Source organism: Fonticella tunisiensis, assembly GCF_004364155.1.
GTDB lineage: Bacteria > Bacillota > Clostridia > Clostridiales > Caloramatoraceae > Fonticella > Fonticella tunisiensis.
On sequence record NZ_SOAZ01000003.1, the window covers coordinates 140,657 to 160,949 of the forward strand.

Genomic DNA, 20,293 nt, shown 5'->3' on the forward strand with positions numbered 1-20,293 from the left:
ATAATAAAAAAGGGAAGTAAACTCATCCGCTACCACCCTTTCTGTATAATTCTCAGGGAAAAATGCTATGTTTATTTACCTTCAAGTACCCCTTTAAGTTTTGAAAGAAAATACCCGGATGCTATAGGTGCTGAACCTATAAACAAAAAGTAAACTTTTATTATAGTAAAATCCTTAAAAGCTGTTAGCAGTATAAGCAATATAATTGAGCTAATAATTCGTCCTCCGTTGAGTACTACATCCTTATTAATTATATACTCTATTCTCAGATCCTCCTCGTGGGCTTTACTTATCACGTTAAAGGTAGAAGAAGATAGTTGTATTGTAAAAAATGGAATAAAGATTGCATCCAGTATTGTATATAAAAATAATGTACCATAGGATACTTTAAATGCCAGCCCAATGACACTCAAAAAAGAAAAGGCGGCTCCCGGAAAGCCTCAGATGTTACTATTCATAGTAACAATACAAAGTACCGACTTGCATCTTAGAAATGTCAAACAGTTTTGTTTCATCAAACCATATATATGAAACCTGGAAAGGCTACGCCTTCATCAACACTGGTTATATGCGTCTTCTCCTTATTAAGCATTAACTTGAGTTTTTTCTCAAGTATTCTTGTGGCAAGCATTCTATGCCTACCGGCTTCGGCCTTAGTCCTTGCAAAATTAATATATCATCCTCATATCTCACTATGCGTATATTATTAGCCATCATCCTCTTGTCAAAGTAATCCAAGTAGATGTTAGCCAATAATGGAGAAATTACTCCACCCTGAGGGCTATCACCAACTCCATTTTTAACAGAAGCAAGACAGCTTGTGAAGCTTCTTACAGAAGATGTAGAAGGTTTAACTTGAGGTAAAATGGCATTAGGTGATAACCCTAGATAAGTAGCAAATAATATTGAGGCACTTATATTGAACAAATGAAAAGGCATGGGTTTAAGTTTATAAAACTGTTCCATTAGACAGACAAAATGAAGATTATGGAATACTGAATATATTCCATAATCCTCATTTAATTGCTTAACTATCATAAGAAGAATAATTTTTCTGATAAAAGTCCAAAAATATACATGTAAAAAAACAGAGCTATATATGGAATTTTTACATCATTATCCTGAACTCAGGTAATAATAGATTTCATCTAAATTTTCCTCTATTGTTAAAAATATTTTATCATAATTTTTATTCAATTATGCTTTTGTTTAGATATAATTAAAAAGTAAATTGATTCACGTGGGGGAAGAACACAATGAAAATAGATCTGGACAAAATAACCAAAAATAAGGATATAACAGATCTTGAGCAGCAAGTACTCGAATATATTATCAACAACATTGATATGGCTATGAAATTAGGAGTTCGAGGTGTTGCAAAGAAAAATTTTACGTCAACTTCTACAATAATGAGATTGGCAAAAAAACTTGGATACAAAGGCTTTGTTGACATGGTATATAATATAAAACCTCTTGTGCATAAAGATAATAAATCAGTTATTAATATAGCTTCCAACTTGTATGGAATGGATTTAACTCAATTGCTTAAATACGTAGTAGATGAAGATGTTAAAAGCTTTGTAAATTTGTTGACATACACTAGAGAAAAATTTCTTTTTATTTATGCTACGGGTTTTTCTAGAATTATAGCTGAGTATTTAAATAAAAAGCTTCTTGTTCTTGGTAAGAAATGCCTCTTTGCAAGCGGCGGTGATACCGTTGGTATTTTTGAAAACAATATAATGGATATTGAAGCCTTGATTGTTATTTCAAGATCCGGGGAAACCAAGATGGTTCTTGATAAGGTGAACTATGCAAAGCAAAGAGGAATAAAAGTAATTTCATTTACTAGAGAAATTGATAATAGCATTTCAAGAATTTCTGATATTAACTTCAAAATATTCGATATGAATAAGCTCGATGACAGAAACATCTATCCAAACAGCTTTTTCCCCAGTACATGTATGCTTATAGAATATCTTATATTCAGATATTATGAAGAAATAAATACGCAAAAATGACAACATGTTATCTTTAGTGATAACATGTTTCTTTATCATCTGCAACTATTCTCATAAACAATTGATGCAAATATAATCTAATTAGTAAAAGTTTTAAATATAAAAATTTTTAAAAAACTATGGGGGGGAGAAAATTATGAAAAAGAAAATTGTAAACGCTCTGCAGCAATTTTCAAAAGGTATGTTTGTACCAATTCTAATACTGCCAATTGCTGGTATAATTATTGCGATTGGGAATATACTTACCAACTCAAACTTGGCAAAGCTATTACCTTTCATGAAGAATCCAATAGTATTTGGATTTGGTAAGATGCTATCAGGCTCTCTGGTTTCAATCCTTGTTAACCTTGGATTAATATTCTGTGTCGGTCTTGCAGTTGGGCTTGCTAAAGAGAAAAAGTCACATGCAGGCTTCACAGCAGTTCTAGCTTATCTGGTATTTATTAACGCTATGAATATATTCCTTAGCCTTACTCAAAGATTAGTTCCTGTAGATAAACTTAGAGGTTCAGGACAGGCTATGGTTATGGGCGTTCAAATCCTTGATATGGGAGTTTTCCTTGGGATTATACTTGGAATCATAGTTGCATACTTCCACAACAAATATGTAAACGTTGAATTTGAGGGAGCATGGCAAATATATTCAGGACCAAGGCTTGTATTTATGATATTAATTCCCGTAGTCGTTATTCTGGCTGTGATACTATCATATGTTTGGCCACCAATCCAGAAAGGTATTTCAAGTTTGGGAGAATTCATTAGGGCAACAGGAAACTTTGGTATATTCATATATGGATTCTTAGAGAGAATATTAATTCCAACGGGACTTCACCACCTTGTATACACGCCATTCCTTTACAGTCCATTAGGTGGAGTTGCTGAAATTGGTGGAAAAATCATTGAAGGTTCAAGAAACATATACTTTGCTGAAATGGCAGATCCAAGCATACTAAAATTGTCAAAAACTGTAATCTATGATGCTCGTGGACTTTCAAAGATGTTTGGTCTTGTAGGTGCTGCAATAGCGATGTATCAAACTGCACACCCTGACAAGAAAGAAAAGATTAAAGCACTTTTAATTCCAGCAACTGCTACATCTATAATCGCAGGTGTTACAGAGCCAATTGAATTCTCATTCCTCTTTACAGCACCATTATTATTCGTAATACACTCAGTACTTAACGGACTTGGAATGGTTGTATTAAACATCTTTGACGTAAGAGCAATCGGTCCAAATGGATTTATTGACTTCTTATTATACAATGTTCCACTGGGTATTCAAAAAACAGGCTGGCCAATGTTCATCCTCATTGGGCTTTTACAGGCAGTAGTTTACTATGTAATCTTTAGATTCCTTATAATAAAGCTCAATTTAAAAACTCCAGGAAGAGAAGAAGAAACACAGGAAGTTAAGCTTTACATGAAGAAAGATTACATTGAAAAAACTAAGTCTAAGTCAGAAGCCAATGCTGAGGTTGCAGCAAAAATCGTGTCTGCCCTTGGAGGAAAGGAAAATATCAAGAAGGTTGACAACTGCTATACAAGGCTAAGGCTTATAATAGATGATACAAGCAAGGTTGACCAGGCAGCTCTTAATGAAACTGGAGCTAGCGGTGTAATCATAAAGGACAAAAATGTTCAGGTAGTATATGGACTGCATGTTACAAAGGTTAGAAAAATGATAGATGAATATTTAGGCATAAGAGGTGAATGACTATGAAGACATTTATACTTACTATAGCTGGAGGGGGAAGTACCTATACCCCAGGTATTGTAAAAAGCTTATTAATGAGAAAGGATCAATTCAAGCTTGAAGAGCTTAGAATGTATGATATAGATGCTGAAAGGCAAAATAAAGTTGCTGTAATTGTTAAAGAGGTTGTCAAAGAGATGGACCCAAGCTTAAAATTAGTCCTTACGACAGATCCCGAGGAAGCATTTAAAGATGCAGACTTCGTATTTGCTCAAATGAGAGTTGGAAAATACAAGATGCGTGAACTTGATGAAAAGATTCCGCTTAAATATGACGTAGTTGGACAGGAAACCTGCGGTCCGGGAGGAATGGCATATGGACTTAGAACAATCTTTCCGATGATTGAGCTTATAGACTTTGTTGAAAAGTATGCTAAGAAAACATGCTGGATAGTAAACTACAGCAATCCTGCGTCAATTGTTGCTGAAGCCATTAGAAGACTCAGACCAAACTCCAGAATTATGAATATTTGCGACATGCCTGTTGGAGTAATGAGAAATATGGCAGCAATTCTTGGAGTAGCCAGAGAAGAATTAACAGTTGATTACTTCGGATTAAACCACTTTGGATGGTTTACTAAAGTATATGTAAACGGAGAAGACAAGCTACCTGTTTTAAGGGAGCATGCAAGAGTACATGGACTTCTAACTGAAGATATGTCCAAAGTAGATGTTCAGCACTCAGATCCATCCTGGATAAAGACCTATAAGAACATTAAGTACTTGGTGGATATGTTCCCTGAATATATACCAAACCCATATATGCAATACTATCTGCTATCAGACCATATAGTTGCAAATACCAATAAAGAAAGAACAAGAGCAAATGAAGTAATGGAAGGAAGAGAAAAGAGATTATTCGATGCAGTTGATCAATATTTAGCAACAGGAGAAATGAATAAGGATGCCTTCTATGTGGGTGTGCATGGTCTTTTTATCGTTGATGTTGCAATATCACTGGCATTCGATCTTAGAAAGAGATTCCTTGTAATTGTTGAAAACAAGGGAGCAATAAAAAACCTTCCAGATGATGCAATGGTAGAAATTCCGGCTTATATTACTTCAAATGGCCCGGAACCAGTTAGAGTAGGAGAAATACCAACATTTTACAAAGGGCTTATTGAGCAGCAATTAGCAGCTGAAAAACTACTTGTGGATGCTGCACTTGAAAATTCATATGAAAAGGCACTTATGGCCTTTACAATGAATAAGACTGTAAAATCAGCGTTCCAGGCAAAACAAATACTTGATGACCTCATTGAGGCTAATAAGGAATACTGGCCAGAGTTAAGATAATAAATTTGGAAAGTCACAGGGAAAGGACAGCAAAAGCTGCCTTTCCTTTGGCTTTTTATTTTTATGATTGTTAATAAAGATATGCTTAAAAATGTTAATATCAATGTGGTAAAATGATAATAATACTGAAAAAGATGAAAAAACAATTTCATTAACTTTAGATAGGCAATTTTAAAAATGAAATTGCCAATTATGGACAAATATAAATGCGTAGCAATATTTATCCAATTTTAGGGGTTAAAAGTCCCCTGATGGTAAAATACATGAGTACTACATCATTATTAATTATATACTCTATTCTCAGATTCTCCTCGTGGGCTCTACTTATCACGTTAATGGTAATAGATATACCTTTATATAATATTATTTGCCCCAAAGGAGTAACACAGAAGATCTCAGCCAATTCTTTTATATCAAGTTTTGAAGGTATATTTTAATGTTTATCTGCACACCATATAATAAAAAGGGGTGCAGGTATGAGAATCGAGAGAGCAATAGAAATTCAAAATTCACCGGGCGTAATTGATGTGAAGTACAATGGTAATAATGTTTGGATTGAGGAAGTACATAAGGACACTGAGTCAGTCCTTGTAAAGGATCTTACTACAAATAAGGAAATTGAGGTTCCTGTTTCAAAGTTACAGGAGGGCAAATAGCTCTCCTGTATCCCTTTCAGGGTGTGCCATGATGACAGACACCTGAGGTTTTTATTTATAAGTTTAATTTCTGTACTTCTGCAGCCCTCGCTACAGCCTCTGCCACAGCCTTTTGAACCTTTAAATCAAATGGCCTTGGTATTATATATTCCTCTCTTCCCAACCTTATACGCAACTACGCCATATTTTGTTAGTTTCCCAGCTACTTCCACCATGGCATCTTCTGGAAGATTAGATATTATACCTTCATTTCTAGTTATAACAACAAAAACTTTCTTTAAATCGTATGCTATAGATTCAGCAACTTCTACCATCATGTTTCCATGAACTGTCCCCGCGAGCATCGGTATTCCATACTTGAGAAACTTTGCTTTATATATTTTCCCTTTGCAGATTTAGTATGAACGTAATTGTCGTTGCAATAAAAAATATATTCCACTCACCAATACGCTTTAAAGAAGTTCTAAAGTCAATATGGCTGGCAAGCCAAGTAAATTCGTTAAACTCCTTTGACTATTTCTGAAATATTGACAGTATTTATACCTTGCAAATTTAATAGTTTACTGATATTCTGTATGTGAACTTGCAATTTCTCTTTTCTTTCTGTTAAGATAGTATTTATAGAATATATGACAGCAGGTGCAGTATTAATCTATAATTTATGGTAATAAACTGTCAAGCACAGTTTTTAATATTGACTCTTTTTTTGCAAAATATATAACTATGGAGGTAGATTTAATGTTAGTATCAGCAAAAGAAATGCTAAACAAGGCTAGAGATGGTAAATATGCCGTTGGCCAATTCAATATCAATAACTTAGAGTGGACAAAGGCAATACTACTTACTGCTCAGGAAAATAACTCACCAGTAATTTTAGGTGTTTCCGAAGGCGCTGGAAAATACATGTGTGGATACCGCACTGTTGTCGGAATGGTTAATGGAATGCTGGAAGAATTAAAGATTACCGTTCCTGTTGCACTTCACCTGGACCACGGCACATACGAAGGCGCTTTAAAGGCAATTGAAGCTGGATTCTCCTCAGTTATGTTCGATGGTTCACACTATCCAATCGATGAGAACATCGAAAAGACAAAGGAAATAATCAGAATAGCAGGGGAAAAGGGAGTTTCCGTAGAAGCTGAAGTTGGTTCAATTGGTGGAGAAGAAGATGGAGTTATGGGTGCAGGAGAAATAGCTGACCCCAATGAATGCAAGCTAATTGCTGATTTAGGCGTTACAATGCTGGCTGCAGGTATTGGTAACATACACGGTAAATATCCTGCAAACTGGAAGGGATTAGACTTCGACGCTTTAGCTAAAATCAAAGCTGCAACTGGCAACGTTCCATTAGTTTTACACGGTGGTACAGGAATTCCTGCAGATATGATTCAAAAGGCTATCTCCCTTGGAGTTGCCAAAATCAACGTTAACACTGAATGTCAATTAGCCTTTGCAGAAGCAACTCGTAAGTACATCGAAGCCGGCAAAGATTTACAGGGCAAGGGCTTCGACCCGCGTAAACTCCTGGCTCCTGGTTTCGAAGCTATCAAGGCAGTAGTTAAGGAAAAAATGGAACTTTTCGGTTCAATAAACAAGGCTTAATTAAACTGAAAAACCGCCTAACCTAAGGTTAGGCGGTTTTTCAGTTTAATTAAGACCACAATGCGCAGGCGTAGTTGTAAGAGCAATATATTTTTTATTACAGCGTCTTTTAAAAATAAAACTGGCACAACGAGTTAATTATAACAATTCTTTAAATAATCAATCATATAATATATAATTATATTCATACCATATAACCATATAATTAAAGAGATATGATATTGACGAAGAGTCAATTACTACAATGCTGATGTAATACTTCAGCATTGTTTAATTTGATATCTCCATAGGATAGAAGTAAAATATATAATTGTACTACTCAGTCTAAATTGAAAGGGGGATTAAATTGGCAAGTTATATAGAATTGAAGGATGTTAAAAAGATCTATCGCATGGGTGAAGTGGAAATAAGGGCAGTAGATGGAGTATCCTTTTCCATAGATAAGGGAGAATTTGTTGTGGTTGTAGGCCCGAGCGGTGCAGGAAAAAGCACTGTTTTAAACATACTTGGGGGAATGGATTCTCCTACAAGTGGGCAAATAATTGTTGATGGAAAAGAGATAAGTAAATATACATCAAAACAGCTGGCTGCGTACAGGAGAAATGATATAGGCTTTGTCTTTCAATTTTATAACTTGATTCAAAATCTAACGGCCCTCGAAAATGTGGAACTGGCTATACAAATATGCAAAAATCCCCTTGAACCCAAAAAGGTTTTAGAGTTGGTGGGGCTTAAGGAAAGGATGGGAAACTTTCCAGCCCAGCTTTCGGGTGGAGAGCAGCAGAGGGTAGCCATAGCAAGGGCTCTGGCTAAAAACCCAAAACTCCTATTGTGTGATGAACCAACAGGGGCGCTTGATTATAACACTGGAAAGTCCATTTTAAAGCTGCTTCAGGATACCTGCAGAAACATGGGTATGACCGTAGTGGTTATTACCCACAATTCTGCTATAGCGCCTATGGCAGATAAGGTTATCAAAATTAAAAATGGCAGGGTGGACGGCATATCAATTAATGATAATCCAATTTCTGTAGAAAGGATTGAATGGTGATATGAAGAGCGCTTTAATGAAGGACACCTTTAGGGAAATAAAGCGCACCCTCAGCAGGTTTCTTTCTATATTTGCCATAGTAGCTTTAGGAGTATCCTTTTTTGCAGGGGTTAAAGCTACGTCTCCCGATATGAAATTAACTGCCGATAAGTATTTCGATGATTACCGTTTGATGGATATAAAGCTTCTTTCTACAATGGGGTTTAATGATGATGATATAAAGGCTGTAGAAAGGGTGCCAGGAATTGAAGGCGTTTTGCCTACCTATTCTATGGATGCACTGGTTGATGTAGGAGAAAAAGAGCTGGTTATTAAAGTTTTAGGGCTTCCAATTGATAAAATGAAAGGTGATGATAAATCCTACATAAACAGAGTTAAGCTGGTTGAAGGAAGATTACCTGAAAAGCCCGGGGAATGTGTAACCGAAAGGGGTAAAATGCTAAACCCTGAACTATCCATTGGCTCTAAAATCAAACTGTCGTCGGGAACCGACAAGGATATAAGTGAAAGCTTGAAGGTAAATGAATATACCATTGTAGGTATAGTTGAAACTCCCTATTATATTTCCTTTGAGAGGGGAACAAGCTCCATTGGAAGTGGGAAGATCAACAGCTTCATAATGGTTCCCCAGGAAGACTTTAAAATACCTGTTTACACCGATGTTTTTCTGACAGTTAAAGGTGCACGTGAGCTTTTTTGTTATGATGATGAATATGACAAAATTGTTGAGCCCGTAAAGAATGCCCTTGAGGATACAGGAAAGGCCAGGGCTCAAATCCGGTATGATGAAATAATATCCGAAGCAAATGCAAAACTTGAGGAAAGCAAAAAGGAACTCTCAGAGGGCGAAGAAGAACAAAAATCTGAGCTTGCAAAGGCTGCATCCAGGCTTGAAAGTGCCAGAAAACAAATAGCTAAAGGTGAAGAGGAACTTAAAAATAAGGAAAATGAGTTTAATAAGACAATCAAAGAGGCAGAGGCAAAAATAAACGATGGATACGTTAAGCTGCAGGAAGGTGAAAAGGAATATAACCAAAATCTCCAGCTATTTATCGAGAAAAAAAGGCAGGCTGAGAAAGAGCTTCCTGCTGCGGAACAGCAGCTAAATAATGCCCAGAAAGAGCTTGAGGCAAAGGAACCTGAAATTAATCAGCTTAAAGAATATCTGGCTATAACCCCAAACCTGCCAGAGGAGGAAAGGCATGCCAAAGAGGCCATAATAAAAGAGTATGAAAGACAAAGGGAAGAGCTTGAAAAATCCAGGGCTGTACTTGAGGCTAATAAGAAGGACCTTTCAGATGCAGAGGCTCAACTTATTAGTTTAAGAAAAACCCTGGATGCCTCTAAAACACAGCTTGATAACGAAAAGAAAACCCTTGAGGCTTCAAAGTCAAAGGCCCTCAAGGAGCTTGCAGCCGCCCGTAAAAAACTTGATTCTTCTAAATGGGAACTTCAAAAAGGTGAAGAGGAATATGAAAGGCAAAAAAGGGAATCCGATGAAAAATTGGCAGATGCCAGAAGAAAAATAGCTGATGGCGAAAAGGAAATAAGCAAACTTGAAAAGCCTAAATGGTATGTGCTCGACAGAAATATGCATATGGATTTCGTTGATTATGAGAAGGCCGCAGATAGAATAGATGCCATAGCCAGGGTATTTCCAGCCTTCTTCTTCCTTGTAGCCGCACTGGTGTGCCTGACTACTATGACAAGGATGGTTGATGAGCAGAGAATTAACATAGGAACATTGAAGGCACTAGGGTATGGCAAGCTATCCATAGCTTCAAAATACCTTCTCTATGCGATGCTTGCAAGCTTTGGAGGAAGCATTTTCGGGGTTTTAGCAGGTTTTAAGGTGTTCCCAACGGTAATTTTTAATGCCTACGGAATCATATATACTCTTCCTCCGGTTATAACGAATTTCAATGTCTTTTACGCTGTAATTTCAACAGCCTTTGCAGTTCTTGTAACCACAGCAGCTGCCTGGGCCGCCTGCTATAAGGAGCTTATGGTAGAACCTGCAATACTCATGCGACCAAAGGCTCCAAAGCTGGGAAAAAGGATTTTCCTTGAAAGAATAAATTTCCTGTGGACTAGGTTTAATTTTATACAAAAGGTCACTGCAAGAAACATTTTTAGATATAAAAAACGTTTCTTTATGACTGTACTTGGTATTGGAGGCTGTACTGCACTGCTGCTCTCGGGATTTGGGTTAAAGGATTCAATAGTGTCCATTGTTACAAAGCAGTTTGACGAGCTATACCAGTACGATATGATAGTAAGCTTAAAGGAAAATACAGATTTAAGTGATATCAAGGAAATAATAGATACTTTTGGCAACAATAGTAAAATTTCCGATTACATGTTCATGAAGGAACAGAACATTTATGCAGTATATGGAAACAATGAAAAGAGTGCCACACTTGTTATTCCTGAAAGTACCGAAAGGCTTAAGGATTTTATTACTTTAAGGGTTCGCACCACCGGAGAAAAGGTGTCCCTAACCAATGAAGGCGTTGTATTAACCGAAAAACTGGCTAAAATGCTTGGGGTTCAAAAAGGTGATGATATATATATTAAGGAAGGAGATACCAAAAAAACTAAAGTAAAGATTATAGGGATTACGGAAAATTACGTTTCCCATTATGTTTACATGTCACCCACCCTTTATGAGTCGTTATATGGCGAGAAGGTAAAGTTCCAGCAGATAGCAGCAAAAACCATCGATACCTCTGAGGCCTTTGAAAACAAGCTATCAACGGACCTACTAAAAAATTCAAAGATTAGTTCTGTAAGCTTTACTACAGGCATAAGTAAAAACTTTAAGGATATAATAGGCAGCCTCAACTATGTTGTACTGGTACTTATCGTTTCAGCAGGTGTACTGGCCTTTGTAGTGCTCTACAACTTAACAAACATCAACATAACTGAAAGGCTCAGGGAAATCGCAACAATTAAGGTCCTTGGTTTCTATGATAATGAAGTTTCGGCCTATGTTTACAGGGAAAATATGGTGCTTACCATGATGGGAATGGCCCTTGGCCTCCTACTTGGCATTTTCCTTCATAAGTTCATCGTTGAAACTGCTGAAATAGATTATGTAATGTTTGGACGAAATATCAACATTTTAAGTTATATATATTCTTCAATACTTACAATCTTCTTTTCGGTCATAGTAAACTTTGTAATGTATTTTAGGCTTACAAAGATAGACATGGTAGAATCGTTGAAATCAGTGGATTAAGGCAAGATTAGGGAGCATATATAGTTGTGTAAATCACATCTATATATGCTCTTATCTATGCATGTGTAACTGATAAGCATGGAAATAATAACTAACTTAGCAGATGGGTTAGGTAGTATAAAAACCCTTAGAATAATGATACCTTACCGCAAGGGATATGCAAAGCAAAGACTTCAGCGCTAAAAACCCATGGTTCCGAAATACATAACCTCCATTTTAACTCTGAAGCCCGGCGACATAATAGCCACCGGCACCCCCTCAGGAATAAGTGAGGTTAAGAATGGAGATGTTATGGAGGTTGTTATTGAAGGGATTGGAAGATTGAGAAACAGGGTTAAAGTAAAAATAGTTTTTCGTATTCTCGCATCATATAAAAAGCCTCCCCACGGTTAAATTTAAGCATTAAACCTATTAAACCATGAGGAGGTTTTCTTTTTAACTATTTAATTTTTCAAGCCTCTCTGTTAACTGAAATTAATTATCTTAGCGCCTCACAGAAGACAGCTCCAGCTAATTTATTTTATTATCAAATCCTCTAATGCTCTTTTTGGAACATGGTGAACTCCATCGACATCGTTCCAGTATTTAATGTCTCCATCTTCCTTAACGGGCTCAATAACCACAGGCTCCTTTGGTTTCCCAAGGGCTATAACAAGGAGAATTTCATAATCACCTGAAATATTTAAAACTTCCCTAAGCTTTGGTTTGTTGATGGAGCCTATCATGCAGCCGCCGAGACCCTTTTCAACTGCTCCAAGGAGTATTGTTTGAGCAGATATTCCTGTGTCCAAGTCAAAATTATTGGAAAGCCTTTTATCACCAAGCATAACTATGTAAGCTGAAGGCCTTTCTCCCTCCTCAGGCCCGTGCCAGTCCTTAAGATAACCTGCCCATACAAGGTTTGTATAAACCTCTGCATTTTTATCCCTTTCATTTACGAGCATGTACCTAATAGGCTGCATGTTTCTTGCAGAAGGTGAGAGCCTTGCAAGGTCCACAAGCTCCACAAGCGTGTCCCTGTCGATTTCATGCTCCTCATAAAATCTTCTGTAACTTCTGTTCTTTAATACCAAATCCCTAAACATATAACCCCTCCTTTAAATAAATCCACTAATAATAGCTTAACTCTAAACAAAAGGTAGTGTCAAAGAAAAAACATGATAATTATGCAGATTTTACCTTCCCTATTTTGTCTATTTGTATCCTTATCCTAAAACCGGACACCAGAGAGGCTTTGATATAGGACCGACAATACTCAAGCCTATGGATAAAATGAAAATTAACCCTGCTGTAAGCAGCTTGACAACTATTACAGAAAAGTATATACTGTATATATACACGATATACAGTATATACAATATATACATAAAGGAGATTGTTATGAGGTTAATAATTTCAAATTCATCACAGGAACCTATATACGAACAAATATCAAAACAAATTAAAAACTTGATAATTAGAGGCGAACTTTCAGAGGGCGAAGCCCTTCCATCTATACGTGGGCTTGCACAGGAGCTTCAAATTAGTGTAATCACAACGAAAAGGGCCTATGAGGAACTTGAACGGGAAGGGTTTATTGAAACGGTACCGGGAAAGGGTTCATTTGTATCCTCTCAAAACAAAGAATTGCTCAAGGAAAAGAGAATAAAAATGATTGAGGAGAAGATGGGGGAAATAGTCGCAGAGGGTAAATCCCTTGGAGTAAGTCTTGAGGAATTGGAGGAAATGTTAAAACTTTTATATGAGGAGGAAGTGTAATGAGCAATATTCTGGAAATAAGAAATCTAAGAAAGCAATATGACAAGTTTTCCCTGAAGGACATAAGCTTCAGCCTCGAAAGAGGGTATATAATGGGATTTATAGGCCCTAATGGAGCAGGGAAGAGCACGACGATAAAACTAATAATGAATCTTATTAAAAGGGATTCAGGAGAAATTAAGGTTTTTGGCCTTGATAACATTAAAAACGAAAAGGAAATTAAGGAGAAAATAGGATTTGTATATGATGAGAATTATTTCTATGAACACTTGTCAATCCTGGAGATGAAAAGGATAATCGCACCTTTTTATAAGCACTGGGATGACGGAACTTTTAAAAAGTATATAAAGGATTTCAATCTTCCACCCAGCAGGAAAATAAAGGACCTGTCGAAAGGGATGAAGATGAAGTTTTCCCTTGCACTTGCCCTTTCTCACAGAGCTGAACTCATTATAATGGATGAACCTACCTCAGGACTAGACCCCGTATTTAGAATCGAGATGCTTGAGATTCTTCAATCCCTTATTCAAGATGAAAGAGTCAGTGTGTTCTTCTCGACACATATTACTACAGACCTTGAGAAAATTGCAGACTATATAACATTCATAAATGATGGCAGCATAGTGTTCTCAAGACCAAAGGATGATATACTTGAAAGCTTTGCCCTAATAAAGGGAGGAAAAGAACTTCTGGACAAGGATACAAGGAAAGAGTTTTTAGCAATAAAGGAAAACAGCTTTGGGTTTGAAGCTCTAACAGATAATACTGACAGAATCAAGAAAATATTTAAAAACGAAGTTATTATTGAAAGACCTACACTTGAGGATATCATGGTCTATACAGTTAGGGGGGAGATTAAATGCTTAGACTCATATTAAAGGATATTCTTATACAGAAGAAAACTCTATTAACTGCTTTCATCTATGGCTTTTTTGCAATTTATGTTTTTGGCGTAAAGTATTATACAAATGGAGGTTTTGTTGCAGGAGCAGTGGCAATAGGATATCTTTTCATAACCTATGCGGTTAGTTATGACGACAAAAACAACTGCCATATAGCCTTAAACAGCCTTCCGGTTAAAAGAATAGAAGTTGTCCTGGCAAAATATCTGTCAGTTGTTCTTTTTGGATGCATCGGCATTTTCACTATGATAATTGATGGATTTTTAGCTGAACTATTCGGGTTTGCCATGCCCAAGAATTATGTAGCTATAAATAACGTTTTGATGGTCTTTGGGGTACTTTTAGTTATGTACTCGATTTATTATCCATTATATTTTAGGTTTGGTGCTGTAAAGATGAACATAGTAAATGTTTTTTTATTCATGACTATAATAGTACTTCCTAAAGCACTTGGAGAATTTATATTAAATCACGAAAACAATCCTTTAATCAAAGAAGTTTTAAATTTTATAAGAAACAGTCCAAAATCTGTAATTCAGATACTTTCTTTTGCAGCGGTTGCGTTAATATCACTAATATCCATTGGAACTTCTACAAGGATATATAAATCAAAGGATTTTTAAAGAGACTGGTATCTAACCAGCCTCATATTGTTTTCATATAGTTTAACCAATTATCTTGTACGAAGAAAATAACCTCCACAATAATTTATTGAAGAGATTTTTATTCTTTAAGCACCTTACTCCTAAACTCCTCCACAATCCCCCTCATTCTCTCGTCCAGTATCTCCATAACCCTTTCCTTTATCTCACCAGGCACTCCACCGTAATAGGCTTCTGCGATTCCACCTGCTATACATGCAATTGTATCGCTGTCTCCGCCTATGGAGATGGCGTTTCTTATGGCATCCTCAAAGTCCTCTGACTCAAGGAAGGCTATGATAGCTTCCGGAACTGAACCCTGGCAGGTTCCATTGAACTCGTAGGTGGGCCTTATGTCATCAAGCCTTCGGCTTAAGTCGTATTGAAACTCCTTTTCAATGTATGTCTTTATATCCTCCTTGCTCTTCCCCGTCCTTGCAAGAAATATGGCAGCAGCCGTTGCCTGTGCTCCCTTTATCCCCTCAGGATGGTTGTGGGTAACCTCTGCACTTTTCTTTGCTTCCTCAAGGACCTTTTCAAGGGTATCGAAGGCAAAGCCCACTGGGCTTACCCTCATAGCTGATCCGTTTCCGAAGCTGTTATATGGTTCATAGCTCTCTGAGCCAAGCCACCATGCAAATCTTCCACCGTAGCCTCTACCAGGATAAAGCCTTCCAAATTTCTTGTAGGCCTTTGCATAATCCCCATGATGCAGCAGGACATCTGCTGTTGCTATGGTCATTACAGTATCATCAGTAAAATCGCTTCCACTTGAAAACAGAGGGAAGTCCTTGCTCCTGTTGTTGTTCCACTCAAATACCGAGCCTATTATATCCCCAGCTATTGCACCTAACATTTTCTCCACCTCCTAAAATCATTTAATCTTAGAAACAACCTCAATTCTGTTTCACTTCATTATTTGGCCTGCAGCTTCAAAGACAAGTGGAGTTACTACTAAACATACTGCAGTTGCAAATGCCGCTATTTCATCTATATGCGTTTGGAAAAGGATACTTTTTAAGCAATTTTCCCTGGCAATTGTAAGTTGTTATAATAATTAGCATTATTTTTAGGAGGTCTTATTTTGGCTGATATGATAATTGAAATAATACATAAAGTTCCTATAACCATAAACGTAACTTTAAAACCTCCTAAAACTGCCGCTATAAATGATCCTGAAAGTGCTCCAAGTCCAAAGCCTTGATATATAATTCCATAGTTTTTGCTGTGGTTTAATAAACCGAAGAAATCTCCTACAATTGCAGGGAAAATTGTAATGTTTCCTCCATAGCAAAATGCTATTCCAGAAACACATGCGAAGAAAATCACAGAATTCAAATGTACAAAACTCATTATAAATATGGCAGCAGCAGTAATTATAAAGTTAAATAATACTACCCTTAGCCTTCCCAGTCTGTCTGACAAAGCCCCCAGTATTATTCTTCCGGCAGTATTAAATATCGCCACCATCGCTACGGCATTTGCAGCTGCTTCGGGCTTAATTCCTGCTAATTGAACGCCTAAATCCTTAACAACTCCTATTATATAGAGCCCGCTCATAGAAGCTGTAAAAAATGCTATGAATAAAAGATAAGCTTCCTTAGTCCTTAACATCTCCCTGGAAGTAAAGTTATTCTTCCCTAAATTATTATAGGCGTTAATTTTTTGAGGAGCTGCATCCCTTAATAACTGAGCACCGGTTAATATGAGTACCATTACCATAAGACCCCAATAGAGGAATGCATCTGAAACCCCTTTTGAATTAATCAAACTTGCATTAATATATTTAAATATAAGGCTTCCAGTTCCATAGGCCCCAATGGATATACCCGATATTAGCCCTTTTCTCTCCGGGAACCACTTTATACAATTTGAAAGAGCCGTCATATAGGCAATGCCGTCGGCTGCCCCAACAAGTATACCGGCCGTTATATAAAGCATGGGAAGAGAATTAGCTCTGGAAGATAGCATGAGTCCCGCTCCCATTATTATTCCTGCCAGGGACACCAGCCTTCTAATGCCAAGTTTCTCTTGAAGCCTTCCAGCAAACAATGTTCCAAATGCTAAAGAAAAACTCGTTATCGAAAAAGTAAGGGCTACTTTGTTCAATTCCCAGGCAAATTTATTAACTAATGGTTGATTAAACAAACTCCATGTATAAATTGTACCCAAACCAATTTGAGTAATAACTGTACCTATCAATATTAATATACTACGCTTTAACGTATTTTTCATTTCACTGCTCTCCTTTCATTGAACCTTGAAGTATATTTTATCCCATGAATTTTTATGCTTCCCTATTCCTATCCCTCAAAATTTCATAAACAATCGAATTTTCTAATAAAGGCTGTACTTCAGGACCTGGAATTTTTACATCAACATCTTTTACTCCATTATCAACCTCTTTCTGAACCTTTTCAAATTGTTTAATTCCATATGAGAGTTCATTTATCTTCATTTTAATTGAATATGATTATCATTAGCGTTTTTTTAAGTTTTTTCTACATAATATGTTTTTTTACAATGCTACTTAAATTTTAAACAAAAAATAAAGCCCGGCTAAAGCCGGGCTAAGTAGCCTCCATAATCCATAACATTACTTCCAAGTCTCTCTTGGAATATATGGCTATGACGTAGTTTCATCGTCTTCGATAATTTATTCCCCTATTATCTTTACCAGAACCCTCTTTTTCCTCATACCATCGAATTCTCCGTAAAAAATCTGCTCCCATGGGCCAAGGTCAAGCTTTCCGTTTGTTACCGCCACAACAACTTCCCGTCCCATTACTGTGCGCTTAAGATGGGCGTCTGCATTATCTTCATACCCGTTATGATGATATTGTGAATATGGCTTTTCAGGCGCAAGTTTTTCAAGCCAGTTTTCAAAATCCCTATGCAGACCTGATTCGTCATCGTTAATAAAAACACTTGCAGTTATATGCATCGCATTGCAAAGAAGAAGCCCTTCCTTTATGCCGCTTTCACGCAGGCACTCCTCAAGCTCATGGGTAATGTTAACGAAACCCCTTCTCTTTTTAATTTCAAACCATAGCTCTTTTCTGTAACTTTTCACGCTATCCCTCCACTCAACTTAAATTTATAGTAGTTAGATCATCACGTACGTCTTTGCAGAGTTTATCCATATTATAATTATATACAAATGATACCATTGCAAAAGTACCATATTGGAACTCCCTTAATTCAAACAGCTCATCCTCTCTTCCACAGCTCAAACCTTTTGCTACCTGATTCATCTTCATAATTAACTTGAAAACCGGCGATTAATTCCTTGTCCTTAAATATAATAAACACAGCTTCAGCAGCTTCCTCTTCATATTCCTGCTTCCTTTATATATCTATGATTTCTTCCTTTTTTGAACTCTTCTCCCATTCAACATATAAACCTGCCTTATTTAATGCATTTATTCACCAAAAATATTGTTCAAAATCAGTCAGCCTTTCCCAGGTAATAAATATTTCCATTTCTTCGTTTAACAGATCTTTGATTAACAGCAGCAATTTCGTAGTATTCTCATCAATATAAAAATTCAAATCATATAACGACCAGTGCTTTTTCCTCCAGCCCATCGGCCCTTACATCCATAATATCCTCAAGCCTATTTACAACTTCCTCATCGTGATTTAAACAAAGATAAGACAAAAATTCGTCCATATTTTTGCTTGGTACCAGGTTTAATCTATCAAAATATGAATGTAAAAGTTTCTCTTCCGGTGATTTTACTGCTCCCATAAAAACTCCTTTGCTTTGAAACTATTAAAAGCATAACCAATTATTTTGTTTTCATATAATTATAAAGGCATGTTAAACTACAATAGAGTTTAACATGCCTTTATAAATGTAAATTTCTATTTACAGATAGAACAATGGCGGCTGCATGAAATGAGCTTTGTGGGTACTGGCTCGAGCTTAATTATAAAAAGAACTAAATCAAATAGCTTTAGTTCTTTTTATAATTAACATTTGAGCTATATATAAAATTATAGTACCTTGCTTAAAAAATCTTTTGTTCTCGGATTTTGTGGAGCTGTAAACAGTTGTTCCGGGGCAGCTTCTTCTATAATAAGTCCATCATCCATAAATATAACTCTATCTGCCACTTCACGAGCGAAGCCCATTTCGTGAGTTACAACAACCATTGTCATGCCATCCCTTGCCAGGTCCTTCATAACCTGAAGCACTTCTCCTACCATTTCAGGGTCTAAAGCAGAGGTAGGTTCATCAAACAACATTATTTCCGGCTCCATGGCTAAGGCCCTGGCTATGGCTGCTCTTTGTTTTTGACCCCCTGAAAGTTTTTCCGGATATACTAATGCTTTATCTTCCAACCCTACTTTCCTTAGCAAGTATCTAGCCTTTTCTTCGGCTTGCTTCTTATCCATCTTTTTTAATTCAACTGGGGCAAAAGTTATATTATTTAGTACATTCAAATGCGGAAACAAGTTAAAGGATTGAAAAACCATACCCAGCTTTTCTCTTAACTTATTTACATCAGTTTTTCTGTCGTGAATATCTTCACCATCAATTTTTATAGTTCCTTCAGTAATCTCCTCCAGTCTGTTTAAACACCTTAAGAGTGTGCTTTTTCCGGAACCCGAAGGTCCTATAATGCACAGCACCTCACCTTTTTCTACATTAAAATCTATTCCCTTTAACACTTCCAAATTTCCAAATTTCTTTTTTATACCTCTAGCTTCTATCATATAACAAGCCTCCTCTCCAAGCTTCTAGCCGTATAAGATAAAAGCATTATTATAACAAAATACATTATTCCTATCATGCCCCAAGTTTCAAAGGCTCTATAATTAGAAGCTATTATTATTTCACCACTTTGCGTAAGCTCTCTTATGCCAATAACAGATAGTATTGATGTATCCTTTAAAGATATTATAAACTGATTTATGAAAGCAGGTATCATTTTTCTTACAGCCTGTGGAAGAATGATCTTTGCCATGGATTTTCTATAGGATAAACCTAAGCTTCTGGCTGCTTCCATTTGACCTTTATCTACAGCCATAATTCCTGCTCTAAAAATTTCCACCATATAGGCTCCTGCATTTATACCTACGGCAGCCACTCCTGCTGAAAAAGCATTTATTTTAAAATCCAGCGCAGTGGGAAGACCAAAATATATAAAGAAGGCTTGAACAATAAGTGGAGTTCCTCTTATTAAATCTACATAAATTCTTGCTATAAACATTAATAGTTTGTTATTACTTATGGACATAAGCCCGAATAACAGTCCTAAAAGTGTTGCAATTACCAAAGCCAAAGCAGTTATCTTTAAAGTAACTGTTAAGCCACTTAATAGGCTTGGAAAACTTTCTCTAAATAGTTCTATAAAGTCCACTCTA

The 20,293-nt window shown here is 36.5% G+C and carries 23 protein-coding genes; 11 read left to right on the forward strand and 12 right to left on the reverse strand.

The genetic code is table 11. The features are described from left to right. Positions 1-71: 71 nt before the first annotated feature. Together EDD71_RS02935 and EDD71_RS16200 are read right to left on the reverse strand one after the other, a co-directional pair. Complete coding sequence (locus EDD71_RS02935) at positions 72-413, reverse strand: hypothetical protein (RefSeq protein ID WP_133627248.1); 342 nt, start codon at positions 411-413, stop codon at positions 72-74. A 178-nt stretch (positions 414-591) separates the two neighbouring features. After that, the gene (locus EDD71_RS16200) at positions 592-1,038 is read right to left on the reverse strand and encodes a reverse transcriptase domain-containing protein (protein ID WP_479724189.1); all 447 of its coding nucleotides are present in this window, start codon (positions 1,036-1,038) and stop codon (positions 592-594) included. Positions 1,039-1,262: 224 nt separating this feature from the next. Between EDD71_RS16200 and EDD71_RS02945 the strand changes: the two genes are divergently transcribed. The 4 genes from EDD71_RS02945 to EDD71_RS02960 all read left to right on the forward strand — a co-directional run bounded on the left by EDD71_RS02945 (position 1,263) and on the right by EDD71_RS02960 (position 5,725). Beyond that, on the forward strand, positions 1,263-2,021 hold the full coding sequence (locus EDD71_RS02945) for a MurR/RpiR family transcriptional regulator (protein WP_207669267.1): 759 nt from the start codon (positions 1,263-1,265) through the stop codon (positions 2,019-2,021). Between the two features lie 136 nt (positions 2,022-2,157). Beyond that, the gene (locus EDD71_RS02950; protein WP_133627250.1) at positions 2,158-3,735 is read left to right on the forward strand and encodes a PTS transporter subunit EIIC; all 1,578 of its coding nucleotides are present in this window, start codon (positions 2,158-2,160) and stop codon (positions 3,733-3,735) included. A 2-nt stretch (positions 3,736-3,737) separates the two neighbouring features. Beyond that, a complete protein-coding gene (locus EDD71_RS02955) occupies positions 3,738-5,069 on the forward strand; it encodes a 6-phospho-alpha-glucosidase (protein ID WP_133627251.1) in 1,332 nt (443 codons plus the stop codon). A 476-nt stretch (positions 5,070-5,545) separates the two neighbouring features. Next, on the forward strand, positions 5,546-5,725 hold the full coding sequence (locus EDD71_RS02960; protein WP_133627252.1) for an H-type small acid-soluble spore protein: 180 nt from the start codon (positions 5,546-5,548) through the stop codon (positions 5,723-5,725). Between the two features lie 125 nt (positions 5,726-5,850). Here the strand turns inward: EDD71_RS02960 and EDD71_RS02965 are convergent, their stop codons facing one another. Further along, a complete protein-coding gene (locus EDD71_RS02965; RefSeq protein WP_243116380.1) occupies positions 5,851-6,039 on the reverse strand; it encodes a family 4 glycosyl hydrolase in 189 nt (62 codons plus the stop codon). A gap of 424 nt (positions 6,040-6,463) precedes the next feature. Here EDD71_RS02965 and fba point away from each other — a divergent pair, with 424 nt between their 5' ends. From fba to EDD71_RS02985, 4 genes are all read left to right on the forward strand, one after another. Then, entirely contained in the window at positions 6,464-7,327 is an 864-nt protein-coding gene (gene fba, locus EDD71_RS02970) for a class II fructose-1,6-bisphosphate aldolase (protein ID WP_133627254.1), read from the forward strand. 346 nt (positions 7,328-7,673) lie between these two features. Beyond that, a complete protein-coding gene (locus EDD71_RS02975) occupies positions 7,674-8,378 on the forward strand; it encodes an ABC transporter ATP-binding protein (RefSeq protein WP_133627255.1) in 705 nt (234 codons plus the stop codon). 1 nt (position 8,379) lies between these two features. Next, complete coding sequence (locus EDD71_RS02980; RefSeq protein WP_133627256.1) at positions 8,380-11,619, forward strand: ABC transporter permease; 3,240 nt, start codon at positions 8,380-8,382, stop codon at positions 11,617-11,619. 189 nt (positions 11,620-11,808) lie between these two features. Further along, a complete protein-coding gene (locus tag EDD71_RS02985) occupies positions 11,809-12,012 on the forward strand; it encodes a fumarylacetoacetate hydrolase family protein (protein WP_133627257.1) in 204 nt (67 codons plus the stop codon). Positions 12,013-12,134: 122 nt separating this feature from the next. Here the strand turns inward: EDD71_RS02985 and EDD71_RS02990 are convergent, their stop codons facing one another. Continuing rightward, positions 12,135-12,704 (reverse strand): nitroreductase family protein, encoded by a 570-nt coding sequence (locus tag EDD71_RS02990; RefSeq protein ID WP_133627258.1) that lies wholly within the window; start codon positions 12,702-12,704, stop codon positions 12,135-12,137. Positions 12,705-12,999: 295 nt separating this feature from the next. On the opposite strand from EDD71_RS02990, the gene EDD71_RS02995 reads away from it, so the two are divergent. Genes EDD71_RS02995 through EDD71_RS03005 form a run of 3 tightly spaced genes read left to right on the forward strand, consistent with a single transcriptional unit; the run spans position 13,000 to position 14,902 of the window. Then, complete coding sequence (locus EDD71_RS02995; protein ID WP_133627288.1) at positions 13,000-13,377, forward strand: GntR family transcriptional regulator; 378 nt, start codon at positions 13,000-13,002, stop codon at positions 13,375-13,377. Next, positions 13,377-14,255, forward strand: coding sequence for an ABC transporter ATP-binding protein (locus EDD71_RS03000; RefSeq protein WP_133627259.1), 879 nt, complete (start codon positions 13,377-13,379; stop codon positions 14,253-14,255). The genes EDD71_RS02995 and EDD71_RS03000 overlap by 1 nt, the downstream gene beginning before the upstream one ends. Next, positions 14,237-14,902, forward strand: coding sequence for an ABC-2 transporter permease (locus EDD71_RS03005; protein WP_133627260.1), 666 nt, complete (start codon positions 14,237-14,239; stop codon positions 14,900-14,902). Before EDD71_RS03000 ends, EDD71_RS03005 begins: the two co-directional genes overlap by 19 nt. A gap of 100 nt (positions 14,903-15,002) precedes the next feature. On the opposite strand, the gene EDD71_RS03010 is transcribed toward EDD71_RS03005, so the two are convergent. From EDD71_RS03010 to EDD71_RS15695, 8 genes are all read right to left on the reverse strand, one after another. Then, a complete protein-coding gene (locus EDD71_RS03010; protein WP_133627261.1) occupies positions 15,003-15,776 on the reverse strand; it encodes an ADP-ribosylglycohydrolase family protein in 774 nt (257 codons plus the stop codon). A gap of 161 nt (positions 15,777-15,937) precedes the next feature. Beyond that, complete coding sequence (locus tag EDD71_RS03015) at positions 15,938-17,155, reverse strand: L-lactate MFS transporter (RefSeq protein ID WP_133627262.1); 1,218 nt, start codon at positions 17,153-17,155, stop codon at positions 15,938-15,940. Between the two features lie 52 nt (positions 17,156-17,207). After that, positions 17,208-17,378, reverse strand: coding sequence for a hypothetical protein (locus EDD71_RS15190; protein WP_166636306.1), 171 nt, complete (start codon positions 17,376-17,378; stop codon positions 17,208-17,210). A 198-nt stretch (positions 17,379-17,576) separates the two neighbouring features. Next, positions 17,577-17,993, reverse strand: coding sequence for a secondary thiamine-phosphate synthase enzyme YjbQ (locus EDD71_RS03020; RefSeq protein ID WP_133627263.1), 417 nt, complete (start codon positions 17,991-17,993; stop codon positions 17,577-17,579). A gap of 13 nt (positions 17,994-18,006) precedes the next feature. After that, complete coding sequence (locus EDD71_RS15195; RefSeq protein ID WP_166636307.1) at positions 18,007-18,174, reverse strand: hypothetical protein; 168 nt, start codon at positions 18,172-18,174, stop codon at positions 18,007-18,009. A gap of 299 nt (positions 18,175-18,473) precedes the next feature. Continuing rightward, entirely contained in the window at positions 18,474-18,671 is a 198-nt protein-coding gene (locus tag EDD71_RS03025) for a hypothetical protein (RefSeq protein WP_133627264.1), read from the reverse strand. A 248-nt stretch (positions 18,672-18,919) separates the two neighbouring features. Continuing rightward, on the reverse strand, positions 18,920-19,642 hold the full coding sequence (locus tag EDD71_RS03030; protein WP_133627265.1) for an amino acid ABC transporter ATP-binding protein: 723 nt from the start codon (positions 19,640-19,642) through the stop codon (positions 18,920-18,922). After that, positions 19,639-20,289 (reverse strand): amino acid ABC transporter permease, encoded by a 651-nt coding sequence (locus tag EDD71_RS15695; protein ID WP_166636308.1) that lies wholly within the window; start codon positions 20,287-20,289, stop codon positions 19,639-19,641. Before EDD71_RS15695 ends, EDD71_RS03030 begins: the two co-directional genes overlap by 4 nt. Positions 20,290-20,293: the final 4 nt, after the last annotated feature.

What these genes read in the sequence shown, in the direction of transcription:
- EDD71_RS16200 (WP_479724189.1), bottom strand. Translation starts at nt 1,038, where the DNA reads ATGATAGTTAAGCAATTAAATGAGGATTATGGAATATATTCAGTATTC.
- EDD71_RS02950 (WP_133627250.1), top strand. Translation starts at nt 2,158, where the DNA reads ATGAAAAAGAAAATTGTAAACGCTCTGCAGCAATTTTCAAAAGGTATG.
- EDD71_RS02955 (WP_133627251.1), top strand. Translation starts at nt 3,738, where the DNA reads ATGAAGACATTTATACTTACTATAGCTGGAGGGGGAAGTACCTATACC.
- EDD71_RS02960 (WP_133627252.1), top strand. Translation starts at nt 5,546, where the DNA reads ATGAGAATCGAGAGAGCAATAGAAATTCAAAATTCACCGGGCGTAATT.
- EDD71_RS02965 (WP_243116380.1), bottom strand. Translation starts at nt 6,039, where the DNA reads ATGGTAGAAGTTGCTGAATCTATAGCATACGATTTAAAGAAAGTTTTT.
- fba (WP_133627254.1), top strand. Translation starts at nt 6,464, where the DNA reads ATGTTAGTATCAGCAAAAGAAATGCTAAACAAGGCTAGAGATGGTAAA.
- EDD71_RS02980 (WP_133627256.1), top strand. Translation starts at nt 8,380, where the DNA reads ATGAAGAGCGCTTTAATGAAGGACACCTTTAGGGAAATAAAGCGCACC.
- EDD71_RS02985 (WP_133627257.1), top strand. Translation starts at nt 11,809, where the DNA reads ATGGTTCCGAAATACATAACCTCCATTTTAACTCTGAAGCCCGGCGAC.
- EDD71_RS02990 (WP_133627258.1), bottom strand. Translation starts at nt 12,704, where the DNA reads ATGTTTAGGGATTTGGTATTAAAGAACAGAAGTTACAGAAGATTTTAT.
- EDD71_RS02995 (WP_133627288.1), top strand. Translation starts at nt 13,000, where the DNA reads ATGAGGTTAATAATTTCAAATTCATCACAGGAACCTATATACGAACAA.
- EDD71_RS03000 (WP_133627259.1), top strand. Translation starts at nt 13,377, where the DNA reads ATGAGCAATATTCTGGAAATAAGAAATCTAAGAAAGCAATATGACAAG.
- EDD71_RS03005 (WP_133627260.1), top strand. Translation starts at nt 14,237, where the DNA reads ATGCTTAGACTCATATTAAAGGATATTCTTATACAGAAGAAAACTCTA.
- EDD71_RS03010 (WP_133627261.1), bottom strand. Translation starts at nt 15,776, where the DNA reads ATGTTAGGTGCAATAGCTGGGGATATAATAGGCTCGGTATTTGAGTGG.
- EDD71_RS03015 (WP_133627262.1), bottom strand. Translation starts at nt 17,155, where the DNA reads ATGAAAAATACGTTAAAGCGTAGTATATTAATATTGATAGGTACAGTT.
- EDD71_RS15190 (WP_166636306.1), bottom strand. Translation starts at nt 17,378, where the DNA reads ATGAAGATAAATGAACTCTCATATGGAATTAAACAATTTGAAAAGGTT.
- EDD71_RS15195 (WP_166636307.1), bottom strand. Translation starts at nt 18,174, where the DNA reads ATGAATCAGGTAGCAAAAGGTTTGAGCTGTGGAAGAGAGGATGAGCTG.
- EDD71_RS03025 (WP_133627264.1), bottom strand. Translation starts at nt 18,671, where the DNA reads ATGGGAGCAGTAAAATCACCGGAAGAGAAACTTTTACATTCATATTTT.
- EDD71_RS03030 (WP_133627265.1), bottom strand. Translation starts at nt 19,642, where the DNA reads ATGATAGAAGCTAGAGGTATAAAAAAGAAATTTGGAAATTTGGAAGTG.